Origin of the sequence: Arcobacter sp. 15-2 (genome assembly GCF_047159865.1) — a bacterium.
In the GTDB taxonomy this organism is placed as follows: Bacteria; Campylobacterota; Campylobacteria; order Campylobacterales; family Arcobacteraceae; genus JAIOSF01.
This window is the reverse complement of the sequence record NZ_AP038804.1, coordinates 1,035,109-1,049,756: the sequence shown is the minus strand read 5'-3', so window position 1 is coordinate 1,049,756 and position 14,648 is coordinate 1,035,109. Positions and strand designations below refer to the sequence as shown.

The window sequence follows — 14,648 nt, the reverse complement described above, 5'->3', positions numbered from 1 at the left end:
GGTAACCTTTTTTTATATACTTAAGAATATTAAACATCTAAGTGTTCAACATCCTTAGCATGATCTTCTATATATTTTCTTCGAGGTTCAACTTCATCACCCATAAAAAGAGTAAATGTTTCACTTGCAATCTCAGCATCTTCTACAGTTACTTTTAAAAGTCTTCTGTTTTCTGGTATCATAGTAGTTTCCCAAAGTTGCTCAGGGTTCATCTCACCTAGACCTTTATATCTTTGAATATAAGCCCCTTTTTTAGCACTCTCTTCAATCTCTTCAAGATATTCTATCATATCTCTATTTTCAAATATAGATGTATCTCTATCAAGAATTTTCTTATAAAGGTATGTAGCTTCTGCAAAATAAGGACTTGCAAATAATTCATCATCAATCAAAAGTTCTTCTAAACCTTCATTTGTTTGAACAAATAGATGAATTGCCTCTTCATCTATTGTTTTACTCAAAATATTGTATCCACTATTAGTTAAATATTTTTCAACCTCTTCATATAATTTATTATTATCTAAACCTACTAAACTATCATTTTCAATGATATATTTAATCACTTCAACTAAAGAGTATCTTTTTTCAAGATTTTCTAACATCCCTCTATAAGCAGAAACAATTTTAAACATATCTACTAAATCGTTATGACCCATTCCTTGAAATTCAAAGTTCCCTAAACCATTTTCAATTAAAAAGTTACTAAGAGCGTTATTATCTTTTAAATAAGTTTCATTTTTCCCTTTTCTATATAGGTATAATGGTGGCTGAGCTATATATAAATAACCTTTATCAATAATAGGTCTTAAAAATCTAAAGAAAAATGTTAATAGTAATGTTTGAATGTGGCTACCATCAACATCAGCATCCGTCATAATAATAACTTTATGATATCTTACTTTTTCTTCATTAAAATCTTCACCTATTCCACAACCCATAGCTGTAATCATATTTTTAATCTCTTCAGATTTTAAAATTTTATCTAGTCTTGCTTTTTCAACATTTAAAATCTTACCTTTTAGTGGTAAAATAGCTTGATAAACTCTATCTCTACCTTGCTTAGCAGAACCACCAGCAGAATCCCCTTCCACTAGATACAGTTCGGCAATTTCTGGGTCTTTTGTTTGACAGTTAGCAAGTTTACCAGGAAGTGTACCAACAGACATAGTGTCAGTTTTTCTAGTTAATTCCCTAGCTTTTTTAGCAGCCTCTCGTCCTCTTGCAGCCATTAATGCTTTTTCCATTACAAGTTTAGCTTGTACAGGATTTTCTTCAAAATATTTATTTAGTGCTTCAAAGGTGAGTTTCTGACAAATTGGTTTTACATAAGAGCTTCCTAGTTTACCTTTTGTTTGTCCCTCAAATTGAGGCTCAGGAACTCTTACAGAAACAACAGCAACTAAACCTTCTCGTACATCATTACCGTCTAATTTAGCATCTTTATCTCTTGCATTCGCATTTTCTTTTAGATATTTTCTAATACTTCTAGTAAGTCCATCTTTAAAACCTGCTTCGTGAGTACCACCATCCATTGTATTAATATTATTAACAAAAGATTTAGTATTTCCAACATAAGTGTCATTATACATCAATGCTATATCAACTTCAACACCCTCTTCTTTTGCACTAAAAGATAAAGCATCAGTTATCGCTTTTGATTTGTTTGTATCTTCTACAAATTGTTTGATACCACCTTCAAAATGATAAGTCTCTTTTTTACCACCATCTCTTTTATCTTCAAGAACGATACTAATCATTGGATTTAAATAAGCAACCTCTTTAAATCTTTTTGCAAGAATATCAAAAGAGTATTCAGATACTTCAAAAATAGTATTATCAGGGATAAATTCAATTGTAGTTCCAGTTTTTTTTGTAGTTCCTATTACTTCTAAAGGTTTATCAAATTTTCCTTCATGAAACTCTTGATAATGTATCTCATTACCTCTATGAATAGTCATTTTTAAAGAAGATGAAAGTGCATTTACAACAGATACACCAACACCATGAAGTCCACCAGAAACTTGATAAGTATCTTTATCAAACTTACCACCAGCATGTAAAACAGTTAAAGCAACAGTAGCAGCAGAAATTTTTTCACCGGGATGAATATCTGTAGGAATACCTCTAGCATTATCAGAAACAATAATTCCATTTTCTTTTGTAATCGTTACTTTAATAGTATCACAAAATCCAGCCATAGCTTCATCTATAGAGTTATCAACAACTTCATAAACCATATGATGAAGACCATTTATATTGGTATCACCAATATACATACCAGGTCTTTTTCTTACAGCTTCAAGTCCTTTGAGGACTTTAATATTACCAGCTCCGTATTCTTTTTTTTCTGTTTCAGTACTCATATATTTTTATCCTTTATTTATCTAACACTATTGGCATTACTATTGTAATGAAATTATTATCTTCTAAGTAGAAAGGTAAATTTGATTCATTAAATCCTATGTTAATATTCTCATTTGTAGTACTACTTAAAAAATCTAAAATATATTTACTATTTACAGCAATATAAAAAGAATCTTCTATATTTAATTGTACATCAATTTGAGTTTTTGATTCACTATCATCATCTAATGATTCAAAAATAATACTATCTTGATTAAATGTTATTTTAATTTTAGATTCTATTGAAGTAACTAACTTAATCGATTCAATAAGAAGTGCTTTTGATAATGGAAAATTATATTTTAAACTTTTTGGAATAATTCTTTCATAATCAGGAAATTTTCCATTAATTAGTTTTGTAAAAAAAGTATAATTATTATTTGAAACTACAAGATATGTATCATCATATTTTATACTTGCTTCATCTAAAAATAGTTTTTGTATCTCTATAATCGCTTTTTTAGGAATGATTATTTGAGATTCTTCATTTGAAATATTTTCTAAATTTGATACAGCAAGTCTTCTTGTATCAGTAGCAACAAAATTGATTTTTTGTGATTTTATATCTATTAATGCACCATTTAACTCAAATTTTGGATTATTATTATCTATTGATGGTGTAATTTTTCTTATACTATTAATTAAATTTATAGTATTGATATTTAAAGATTTTAAATTATCAAGTTTTACAAAATCTGGATATTCGTCTGCATTATACATTGGTAATTTAAAGTTAGATCTTTTTTGTTTTATATTTAAATTATTATCAATTACTTCAAATACTATATTATCATCTTTTAATCTTCTAATAATATTTAATAAATTACTACCATTAACAGTTGATTTACCATCGATAATATCAGTAATATCAGCTACATTAGCTTCACAACCCATCTCATAATCAGTTGATTTTATGATTAGATTAGCATTTAATACTTCCATATAGATATGAGAAGTAATAGAACTAGAATCTTTTTTATTTAAAAATGGCTGCATAGAAGAAACAATATTTTCAATGATGTTTTTAGATATCGTAAATTTCATTTTTTTCCTTTTTTTATTATTTATATATTAAAAATAAATAGTAGTATTAGTAGTTAGTGTGAATAGATGAAAACAATCTATAAAGTCAATATTTAAAGCATTTTTATTGTTTTTAAATATTAAAAGTTGTTCACATCTATTCACATTAAGTTAATTTTTCTATTTACTAATAATCCTTATTTATAATCTTATTTTTTAGATTTTCAAGCTTTAATCTAAAGTTTTCATCTTTTTCAATTAGTTCATTTGCTTTAGATATATTTTTAGAAACACTTGAATGATCTTTCATCCCTAAAAATTTTGCAATATCAGGCATAGAGTTATGTGTAAGCTCTCGCGCAAGATAAATCACAGTTCTTCTAGCATCTACTACATTTTTTGTTCTTTTAGATGATTTTAAATCAGAAGGTTTAATATTTAATTGATTTGAAACAATATTAATGATATCAATCAATCTGATATTTTCTTTTGTTTCTTTAATCTGATCTTTTAGAACTCTTTGTACAAGTTCTATATTGATATCTACACCTAAAAGATTTGCATTTGCATTTATTTGTATAAGTACACCCTCTATCTCTCTTACAGAATTACCAAGGTTTGTAGCTATATAGTGAACAATATCTTTTGTAAGTACAATACCATTAAGTTCACTTTTTTTCTCGATAATTAAAATTTTTGTTTCTAATTCTGGTAAATTGATATGTGCTTTTAAACCATGTTCAAATCTACTTTTAATACGGTCTTCAAGTCCTGCAATTTGAGATGGCAGTCTATCACTTGTAAGTACGATTTGTTTGTTTGAATTTTTAAGTTCATTGAATGTGTGAAAAAACTCTTCTTGAGTTGTTTCTTTTCCTGTAAGAAACTGTACATCATCGATAAGTAATAAATCACATTTTCTATATTTTGATTTAAAATGTTCTAAGTTTTTATTTTTCATTGAAAATAAAAAGTCGTTCATAAACTGTTCGATAGTTACATAGATTACATTTTTATCTTTTGAAACTGCATCATTTCCAATTGCTTGTAAAAGATGAGTTTTACCTAATCCTGTTCCACCATAAATAAAAAGTGGATTGTATTGAGTACCTGGTTTTTCAGCGACTGCTTTACTAGAATTATATGCCATCTCATTTGATTTTCCTACAATAAATGAATCAAATGTAAACGATTGGTTTAAAATTGTACTATCTGCATGTGAACTTGATTGTTGTTCATCAATTATAGCTTTTTTTGTTCTTCTTTTTTCACCAGTAATGATAATTTCAATAGATGGTTTGATATTTGTTTCTTTTTCAAATATCTCTTGTAAAATAGTTGTATACTTAGTTTTTATAAAACTTGCAATAAATTTATTATTTACTTCAAATACAGCGAGCTCATTACTTGAACTAACTTTTTTGTATACAAGTTGCTTCAAGACATTTTCAAAGTCATTTTTTGATACTTCACTCTCTAATGCTAATAATATCTCTTTTGTTGTCAACTTATATTTTCCTAATTATTTCTTAATATATATTATTATATCTAAAATATGTTAATATTGTCAAAATTATATAATTATATGTGAATAAACAATGAATTATATGTGATAAGGTGTGAATTAATTGAAAATTTTAGGGATAGATCCGGGTACAATCAACTGTGGTTACGCCATTCTTGAGAATTGTGCCAATGTGAAAAGTAGTAAGAAGCCAAAATTGGTTGAAGCGGGATTAATTAAAATAAAAAGTCGAAATTTACAAGAACAGATACTTGAAATGGTAGAAGCTATTGATCTTATTTTAAAAACTCATAAAATTGATGAAGTAGCTATTGAAGATATGTTTTATGCTTTCAATCCAAAGTCGGTTATAAAGCTTGCACAGTTTAGAGGAGCGATTAGTTTGAAAATTCTATTAGATATAGGAAATTTTAGCGAATATACCCCTTTACAGGTTAAAAAAGCAGTAACAGGTAATGGTAAGTCAAGTAAAGAGCAAGTTGCTTTTATGGTAAAAAAATTATTAGGGATAAAACAAGAGATAAAACCTCTTGATATAACAGATGCAATTGCAGTTGCATTGACACATTTTCAAAGAGTATCTTTAAAATAAAAAAGGGAATTGAAATTTAATTTTCAATCCCCTTTTATGTGTAGAATAAGTTCTAATTTAAGAACAGTGACCACCACCACAACATCCACCATTATCATCTTTTTTAGCTTCTTGTGCAGCTTTGTGTGCTTGACCTTCAGTACTACAAGCACTTACACCAGCTGGCATATTTGGTTGAATTGCTTCATTTCCAATTGTACCTTCAGAATTTGATTGGACAATATTTTCCCACAACATCTCAGCAGCTTTCAAATATCTTTTTCCACTAGCACTATCAGGATAAAAGTAAACTATAGGTTTCCCCTCATCTCCACCAACTCTTATACTTGGTTCAATAGGGATATTTGCAATTACTTTAGTCTCATATTCATTTGCCAGTTCATCACAGGTACCTTTTCCAAAAATATCACTCTCTGTATCACATGATGGACAAATAAATCCAGACATATTTTCAACAATTCCAGCAACTGGAATATGTAATTTTTTAAACATATCTAAACTTCTTCTTGAATCATCAAGTGCTACATGTTGAGGAGTAGTTACATTGATACCTGCTGCTACTGGTACACTTTGAGCTAATGTAAGCTGTGCATCACCTGTTCCTGGTGGCATATCTATAACTAAACAGTCTAATTCACCCCAAGCAATATCTTGTAGTAGTTGAGTAATAGCTTTCATAACCATTGCCCCTCTCCACATCAAAGCTTGTCCTTGATCTATTAGTGCACCCATTGACATCATCTCAATACCATATACATTAAAAGGTATTACTTTATTTCCAACAATTTCAGGTTTTTCATTTTCAAGTCCAACCATACGAGGTATATTTGGTCCATAGATATCTGCATCTAACAGCCCTACTTTTTTCCCTTGCATCGCTAAAGCGACTGCTAAATTTACAGAGGTAGTTGATTTTCCAACTCCACCTTTACCTGAACTTACCATAACAAAGTTTTTTACTTGTGGGGCTACATTTTTTCCACTTTGAGAGTTACTTTGTTGTTTAGGTGCTACAGGTTTTGTTACTATAATATGTATAGTATCTAAAGATAAACTTTCTAATTCTTTAGTTATATCTTCTTTTACTTTTTTTTCGATTTCAGGATCTGTTGATGTAATATCTACAGTTACTGTAACATCATTCCCATTTAAATCAACATCTTTTACAAATCCAAAATCAACAATTGATTTGCTAAATCCTGGATATACAACAGATTTTAATTTTTCATTAATATCATTAATAGTTGCCATTATTTTCCTTTTTTTCTTATATTCGTATAATATTTAAATAAGATAAATTTTATCTTATTTAAAATAACTTATTATAAAACCATATAATTTACTAATTTTCTTCTAATTCAGGATGGTTAGCAACAATCTCTCTTGTGATTTTATATGAACAAAATTTAGGTCCACACATAGAACAAAATTCTGCTTCTTTAAATACTTCTTGAGGAAGAGTTTCATCATGATATTCTTTTGCTCTATCACCATCTAAAGCTAATTCAAATTGTTTATTCCAATCAAAATTATATCTAGCATCAGACATAGCATCATCTACATCAGTGGCATTTTTTCTACCTCTTGCTATATCAGCAGCATGAGCAGCAATTTTGTATGCGATGATACCTTCTCTTACATCATCAGCATTTGGAAGTCCTAAATGCTCTTTTGGTGTAACATAACATAACATACTACAACCATGCCATCCACCAACAGCTGCCCCAATAGCAGATGAGATATGATCATAACCAGCAGCAATATCAGTAACTAATGGTCCAAGGATGTAAAAAGGAGCTTCGTGACAATATTCTCTTTCAAGTTTCATATTTCGCTCAATTTCATTGATAGGAACATGACCTGGTCCTTCGATCATAACTTGTACATCTTTTTCCCAAGCTTTAAGTGTAAGTTCACCTAAAACTTTAAGTTCATTTAATTGAGCAGGATCAGAAGCATCAGCTAAACAACCTGGTCTTAAACTATCTCCTAAAGATAAAGATACATCATATTTAGCACAAATATCTAAAATATCATCAAATGCTTCATAAAATGGATTTTCTTTATGATAATGCATCATCCAAGAAGCCATTAAAGATCCACCTCTTGAAACGATACCCATTTTTCTTTGAGCAATTAAAGGCATATTTTCAAGTAAAAAACCTGCATGAATAGTAAAGTAACTTACACCTTGTTGTGCTTGTTTTTCTAAAGTTTTTAACATCACTTCGATATTTAAATTATTGATATCGTTTCCACAGTCATGGATTATTTGATAAATAGGAACTGTTCCAATAGGAACTGTAGAGTGTTTTATAACAGCTTCTCTAATAGAATCAAGGTCACCACCTGTAGATAAATCCATAATTGTATCTGCACCATATTTTAAACACACATCAACTTTATCAATTTCACCTTGAATATCTGAAGCTAATGCAGATGAACCGATATTTGCATTGATTTTACATTTACTTGCTATTCCTATTGCCATTGGTTTTTGATTTATATGATTGATATTTGAAGGGATGATTAATCTTCCTCTTTCAATTTCACTTCTTACTAGTTCTGGATCTAAATTTTCAATCTCTGCAACATATTGCATCTCTTCAGTTATACGACCTTGTTTTGCGTAATACATTTGAGTTCTTACTTTATCGTCTTGATATTTATCTAACCAATCTCTCATAATATATATTTCCTAAATTAATTTATTTGAATGATTATATCTAAGTATCATTTACTTTTTCTTATGTAGTAGACTTAATAAATAGAAGTAAAATTTTTGAATTTTGTAGAGTACAAGTATAATATAAAATCATACTTGTGGAGTTTTTAATTTACTTGTAACAGTGTTCAGCTTTAAACATACCAAATTTATTTTTAGTACCTTTTTTATCTTTTTTCTTTGAGTAACCAGTTACTACAGGATTACACTCATCAATCCAGCTATACATATCATATATTTTAACCTCTTTAAAACCCATTTTTCTAAATGTTTGTGCTTCTATTGAAGCTCTTGAAGCAGAATTACAAATAACAATAATTTTGTCTTTGATAAAGTTATCATCATCATCTAATACAATATTTGCTAAAGCAGTTTCAGGGGATTGTCTCCCTATTCTTGAACTACCTTTTATACTTGCTGCTGCCCATTCTAATTGAGTTCTTACATCAACAACAGCCCAATCTTTTGCCTTGAGTGCATTTTTTACATCTTGTGCACTTGCAAAGTTTCCTGCTTTTTTTTCTTCTGCTTTAATTTGTTTTGTCAGTTGTTTATATGGAATAAACTCTGATGCAGTTGCAACAGTTGCTAGTAATGTTGTCGCTAGTAGTAAATTTGTAAATTTCATAATTTAATCCCTTGTATTTTAGTAGGGATTAGTATAACGATTATTTCTTAATAAATTATTAAATACCCTACTAAATTAGTAAAGATTATAAAATAAAAAAAGGGGAAGTGATTTAACACTTCCCCTTTTTTTGAATAGTATAGTTTATAATTTAAATATTATAAAGAATCTTCGTGAGAAGCTAAATACTCAGCAACACCTTCAGTGTCAGCTTTCATACCATCATCACCTTTAACCCAACCAGCTGGACAAACTTCACCAAACTCGTTAGTAAATAACATAGTATCTACCATTCTGATCATCTCATCAATATTTCTACCTAGTGGTAAGTCATTAATAACTGCATGTCTGATTGTACCATCAGCATCGATTAAGAAAGAACCTCTTAATGCAACTGCATCATCAAGTAATACATCATAATCTCTAGCAATATTTTTAGTAATATCTGCAACTAAAGGCATCTCTACTCTTCCAATACCACCTTCTTTTACTGGTGTTTCTCTCCATGCAAAGTGTGAAAATTGTGAATCAACAGAAACACCAATAACATTAACACCTCTTTCTTTAAAGTCTTTAACTCTTTTAGAAAATGCAATAATTTCTGATGGACATACAAATGTAAAGTCTAATGGGTAAAAGAAAAGTACTGTACCTTTTTCACCAAAGTTTTCTGATAATTTAAAATCTTCAACGATTTGACCGTCTGCTAATACAGTTGTTGCTGTAAAGTCTGGAGCTTGTTTTGTTACTAACATATATAATTCCTTGTTTTAATTTTGATAGAAGAATGTTAACATAAAAAAATTAATTTTGCAAAATACTAAATAATAAACTTTTTCTTTTAAGCTAGTGTTAATAATAAGTATTATTAAAGGATAAAAATTATTGATTATACTAGCTTTCTACTACAATATTTCTTCCTAACTTTTTTGCTTGATAAAGTGCATTGTCAACTTTTTCGAAAAATTCTGCTTTTGTTTCATTTTGATTATAATGACCAACTCCTATACTAATTGTAATTTTTTCTTTTGTCGAAAAATTTGTAGTTTCTACAACTTTTCTTAATTTTTCAGCTAATATTTTTGCTCCATTTTCTTTATTTATGGACATAATAATAGCAAACTCTTCACCACCCCATCTAGAAACAATATCATCAATTCTAATATTATTTTCGAGTAATTTTGCTAGCTTAAATAAAACACTATCTCCAAATAAATGACCATAAGTATCATTGATTTTTTTAAAATGATCAATATCTAACATAATGAGTGCAAATTGATGTTTATATCGCTTTGCTTTTCTTATTTGTATATCTAGCATTACATTGAATTGTTCTCTATTGAAAATATCAGTTAATGTATCATGAGTTGCAATATATTCTAGTTTTTTTGTATGTGTAACATTTTCTCTATATGAAGCATATCCAATTTTGATACCATTCTCATCAAATATTGGTTCAATAATTAAGCGTAACCAATATTCTATATTATGTTTTGTGATATTTTTAACTTCTCCTGTAAATCTTTCATTTGTTTTTAATTTGCTCCACATTTTTTCGTAAAACTCATCAGGGGTATTTGGATTTCTAAAGAGATTATGGTTTTTTCCTATAAGCTCAGATTCCTTATATCCACTTAGTACCTCAAATGCTTTTGATACAGAGGTAATATTTCCTTCTAAATCTGATGTAGTATATAAAACAGAGTGATTGATAAGTTTATATAATCTTTTAAACTCATGAAAGGCTTTTTGATCATAGTGATATTCTTCTTTTGGAATATGTATCATAAATTTCTCTCTTTATATATATCAGTGATATTATTTCTAAGTGCTATAAATTCAATAATATTATTTTTATTATCAAGTATAGGCATTATAGATGTTTGCACAATATAGTTTTCATTATGTTTAGTTCTATTTGTAATAACACCTGACCAAATCTTTTTCTCAATTAATATGGTATTCCACAAATCTTTGAAAAGATCATCTGGCGTACTAGGATGTTTTATAATATTGTGATTTTTCCCTATTAATTCATCTTCTGAATATTCTGAGATATTACAAAATTTGTCATTTACATAAGTTATAATACCATTTTTATTTGTTTTAGAAATAATTGCAGAAGTATCAATAATTGTTTTATATGAGCTTAAAAGTTCTTTTTGTTGTATTAGATTTGTTACAATTTTTGAATGTTCAATAATTTGGTCAATTTTAAGTATAAACTCTTCTGCAAAAATAGGTTTTCTCAAAGTTTCTGTTGCACCGTTTTTGTAAGTTTCACGCAATGTATTGTATGTTTTATCTGAATCTGTTAACATTATAAATGCAATTAAATCGTTAATTGTAGATTTTACTTTATGTAGAAAATCAAAATTATTTTTAATATTAATATCAAGTATTATTAGAGAAAATCTTTTTGTTTTCAATATTTCATAAGCATGAGAAAGATTATTTAATACAGTTATATTATAGTTTCTAGGCTGTAATAGATCTTTAATTTGTTCACAGATTCTTTTTGATTTATCAATTACTAAAATATTATTAAATTCTGTGTTTGTTTCAATTGTAAAAATTGTTTTGTAAATATTATATGTTAAATAATTTATATCATCAATATCAATTATATAATCAATGATACCTTTAAAATATAAATATTCTTTATAGTGCATATCTTCAAGTTCTGACAAGATTAGAAATTTTGATTGATTTACTTCTCTCATAAAATCAATAGCATCTCCATCTGGAAGATATAAATCAGAGATAATATAATCATAGTGGGAATTATTTAATAAAAGTTTTGCATTTTCTAAAGTACAACAATTTTCACAAATAAACCCTAATTTTTCTAATTGAAATTTGATTAAATCACTTTTTTCTTTTTTCCCTTTTATTAATAATACTTTTATATTCAATTTTACTATTTTATCTATATGGTATTTTCTATGATTCTCTTCATTATTAAGATAATTGATTTTATAGCCAATGCTACTTTTATTTTTTATAATATCTTTATATGTTTTATTTCGAATTCGTCTTATAATTGTTCTTAATGTATCAATAGAGGCAATCTCTTCTTTACTAATGATTGATTGTAAAGCAATATTAGATATAAAATTTCCTTGAGATTTAATAAGCTCATTAATCAAATTATTTTCTTGAATAGTTAAATGAATTGATTGATTATCTTTAAAAATTTTATTGATATCTTTATTGTAATAAAAATTTTTCCCTAAATTAATAAGTTCATTTTTTTGTTCATTTTTATTAATTTCTAAATTCTGTATATGATTGTTTAATTCCTTAAATGGAATATTTTTAAATAATAACTTATCAATTTTTAAATCAATTGCATTTAAAAATAATTTTTCATTATGTTCATCTGTAAAAATAATAATTTTTAAATTCTCATTTTTAGATTTTAATTTTTTTAAAAATTTAAAACTCTCTTTCCCATTTATAATTGAATCTGAGATTATAATATCAGGTTTGTTAAGTGAATAAGATGTAAAAGCTTCTTTTATATTTTTTGAAAATAAAACTTCATATTTTGAATTAATAAGATTAGATAAAATATTTGAAGCAAATACTTGATTAGAATCAATATATAATATTTTGTTTTTTAACATTCGATTTCCTTATATTCATTCTAGTAATTTTAGCAGAAATTAATGAACAAAAAATGAAAAAAAAACTTACATAAAAATAAATTTAAAATACTAAGGGATAACAATTATTTATTAATAATTAATTTTACATATTTTTCTAGTATAATCTATATTATGAAAAATTATACAACAATATTAAGAGAATACAATTTAAAAGCTACACCTCAAAGATTAGTTATAATTGAATCCATAGATAAATATGGGCATATCAATATAGATAAACTGTATGAAGAAGTGAAAGAAAAGTTTAGCTCGATATCTTTGGCTACTATATATAAAAATATAAATTCGATGATTAAAAACATGTTACTTTTAGAGGTAAAAATACCAAATCAAAAATCAGTATTTGAAATAGCCAAAGAGCAACATTCCCATTTAGTTTGCAATTACTGTGGCGCAGTTTCTGATGTAAAAATAGATACAAAAAAAATGATTGATACATTATCAAATGATTACAAATTTGAGATAATGCAAAGTGATTTAGTTTTTTCAGGAAAATGTATAAAGTGTATTGAAAACAAAGAATTATAAAAAAACTATTTCATAAGTAATTTTTAGATAAAATTTAAGCATGATAGTATATGGAAAACAAATAGTATTTTATATTTTGGAAAAACATCCAAAAATGATAAAACAGATCTTTTTAACAAAAGAGATAGATAAAAAACTTTTTAATAAGTTTATGGATGTTGGGGCAAAAATAGTTCGTCCTGATAATAAAAAAGCACAAGCATTGGCAAAAGGTGGAAATCATCAAGGATTTTTACTAGATATCGATGAATTTGAATTTGCACATATGAAAGATGTGAAAAAAAGCGACTTTATTGTTGTTTTAGATGGTCTTAGTGATGTTGGAAATATCGGTGCGATTGTAAGAAGCTGTTACGCTATGGGTGTAGATTCAGTTATCATTTGTGGTTTAAAAAACTTTTATGCAGCACCTATTGTGCGTACAAGTTCTGGTGCTATGCTAGATATGCCAATAGCAATATCATATAATAGTTATGATTTAGCTAACGAGTTAAAACAAGTTGGATTTTCTTTAGTTGGGGCTGATATGGAAGGGTATGAAGTAAAAGATATCCAAAGAGAAAAAGATCAAAAAGTTGCTTTATTTTTAGGAAATGAAGGCGATGGACTGTCAAATAAACTTAAGAAAAAACTTGATTTAAAAGTTTCTATAAATATGGAAAATGATTTTGATAGTTTAAATGTATCAGTAGCTGCTGGTATTTTAATATATGAGCTAAAATAAAAATGTCTAGATTTTTTGTAGTTATTGTAATAAGTATATTATTTACCACTTTTTTAAGCGGTTCTGTTCTAAAAGAGAAAGTAGAAAATATAATTGGTACAAAAGATTATAAAATACATAGTAGCTTAATTAGTTTACTGTTTAAAGATGAATCAAAATATATCATAAACAATCAAATAAAATATCTAAAAGTTTTTAATACATTACAAGAAAATGGTTTATTAAATTTACGATTAAATAAACCTCGTGATATAGAGATAGAGTTTCAAAGTTCAGAAAAAAACTTTAAATCATACAAAATTTTAAATGATGTTATGCATATGATTGGGTATAGATATTTTTTTACAAAATCTATGAGTATTGATGATAAACAAACACTAACATGGAAGATTCTTTTTAAAGCTGAGTATATGCTAGACCCTGTCGTTTTATTAAACGAACTTAGGAAAAATAGTGCAAATGTAATTGAAGTTGTGAACAAAGGTTCTAATAAGTGGTTTTATAAAATAGATTTTAAAAATGCTGATTTAGATAGTGCCATCAAAATTGACAATTATGAAAAAGTAAAATTTCAAAAACCTTTGCGTGCATATATGCTAAAAATAGAAGAAGCACAATCGCTACAAGTTATAAGTAGAAATTTAAATAATTGGTTTCCAAACATTGTTTTCTTTGATAAAGATTTAAAAATTTTAAAGGTTATCAAAAAAAATAGGGTTTATAAAGGATTTAAAGTAAAAATACCAGAAAATACAAGATATGTAAAAGTTACAGACTTGTATAATCTGATAAATATTAAAAGAGGACTTTCTGTTATAGTAAGGTAAAA

At 27.0% G+C, this 14,648-nt stretch carries 13 protein-coding genes; 4 read left to right on the top strand and 9 right to left on the bottom strand.

The genetic code is table 11. The features are described 5' to 3' along the window. Positions 1–29: 29 nt before the first annotated feature. From gyrB to dnaA, 3 genes are all read right to left on the bottom strand, one after another. Positions 30–2,363: a DNA topoisomerase (ATP-hydrolyzing) subunit B gene (gene gyrB / locus ACMCMH_RS05560; protein ID WP_412727854.1), complete on the bottom strand. Its 2,334-nt coding sequence runs from the start codon at positions 2,361–2,363 to the stop codon at positions 30–32. Positions 2,364–2,376: 13 nt separating this feature from the next. Next, positions 2,377–3,447 carry a DNA polymerase III subunit beta gene (dnaN, locus tag ACMCMH_RS05555; protein ID WP_412727853.1) on the bottom strand — a complete coding sequence of 357 codons (1,071 nt, stop codon included), beginning with the start codon at positions 3,445–3,447 and terminating at the stop codon, positions 2,377–2,379. Between the two features lie 166 nt (positions 3,448–3,613). Then, positions 3,614–4,933, bottom strand: a complete 1,320-nt coding sequence (dnaA, locus tag ACMCMH_RS05550) for a chromosomal replication initiator protein DnaA (protein ID WP_412727852.1) — start codon at positions 4,931–4,933, stop codon at positions 3,614–3,616. A gap of 121 nt (positions 4,934–5,054) precedes the next feature. Between dnaA and ruvC the strand changes: the two genes are divergently transcribed. Beyond that, positions 5,055–5,543, top strand: a complete 489-nt coding sequence (gene ruvC / locus ACMCMH_RS05545) for a crossover junction endodeoxyribonuclease RuvC (protein WP_412727851.1) — start codon at positions 5,055–5,057, stop codon at positions 5,541–5,543. A 57-nt stretch (positions 5,544–5,600) separates the two neighbouring features. On the opposite strand, the gene ACMCMH_RS05540 is transcribed toward ruvC, so the two are convergent. The 6 genes from ACMCMH_RS05540 to ACMCMH_RS05515 all read right to left on the bottom strand — a co-directional run bounded on the left by ACMCMH_RS05540 (position 5,601) and on the right by ACMCMH_RS05515 (position 12,525). Next, entirely contained in the window at positions 5,601–6,794 is a 1,194-nt protein-coding gene (locus ACMCMH_RS05540) for a P-loop NTPase (protein WP_412727850.1), read from the bottom strand. A gap of 91 nt (positions 6,795–6,885) precedes the next feature. Then, a complete protein-coding gene (gene thiC / locus ACMCMH_RS05535; protein ID WP_412727849.1) occupies positions 6,886–8,229 on the bottom strand; it encodes a phosphomethylpyrimidine synthase ThiC in 1,344 nt (447 codons plus the stop codon). A gap of 151 nt (positions 8,230–8,380) precedes the next feature. After that, the gene (locus ACMCMH_RS05530; RefSeq protein ID WP_412727848.1) at positions 8,381–8,896 is read right to left on the bottom strand and encodes a rhodanese-like domain-containing protein; all 516 of its coding nucleotides are present in this window, start codon (positions 8,894–8,896) and stop codon (positions 8,381–8,383) included. Between the two features lie 158 nt (positions 8,897–9,054). Further along, positions 9,055–9,651 carry a peroxiredoxin gene (locus ACMCMH_RS05525; RefSeq protein WP_412727847.1) on the bottom strand — a complete coding sequence of 199 codons (597 nt, stop codon included), beginning with the start codon at positions 9,649–9,651 and terminating at the stop codon, positions 9,055–9,057. Between the two features lie 139 nt (positions 9,652–9,790). Further along, a complete protein-coding gene (locus ACMCMH_RS05520) occupies positions 9,791–10,684 on the bottom strand; it encodes a diguanylate cyclase (protein ID WP_412727846.1) in 894 nt (297 codons plus the stop codon). Next, the gene (locus tag ACMCMH_RS05515) at positions 10,681–12,525 is read right to left on the bottom strand and encodes a response regulator (RefSeq protein WP_412727845.1); all 1,845 of its coding nucleotides are present in this window, start codon (positions 12,523–12,525) and stop codon (positions 10,681–10,683) included. Before ACMCMH_RS05515 ends, ACMCMH_RS05520 begins: the two co-directional genes overlap by 4 nt. Before the next feature lie 153 nt (positions 12,526–12,678). Between ACMCMH_RS05515 and ACMCMH_RS05510 the strand changes: the two genes are divergently transcribed. Genes ACMCMH_RS05510 through ACMCMH_RS05500 form a run of 3 tightly spaced genes read left to right on the top strand, consistent with a single transcriptional unit; the run spans position 12,679 to position 14,646 of the window. After that, positions 12,679–13,095, top strand: coding sequence for a Fur family transcriptional regulator (locus tag ACMCMH_RS05510; RefSeq protein ID WP_412727844.1), 417 nt, complete (start codon positions 12,679–12,681; stop codon positions 13,093–13,095). Between the two features lie 40 nt (positions 13,096–13,135). After that, entirely contained in the window at positions 13,136–13,819 is a 684-nt protein-coding gene (rlmB, locus tag ACMCMH_RS05505; RefSeq protein WP_412727843.1) for a 23S rRNA (guanosine(2251)-2'-O)-methyltransferase RlmB, read from the top strand. Positions 13,820–13,821: 2 nt separating this feature from the next. Next, the gene (locus ACMCMH_RS05500) at positions 13,822–14,646 is read left to right on the top strand and encodes a hypothetical protein (RefSeq protein WP_412727842.1); all 825 of its coding nucleotides are present in this window, start codon (positions 13,822–13,824) and stop codon (positions 14,644–14,646) included. The last annotated feature ends 2 nt before the right edge of the window (positions 14,647–14,648 follow it).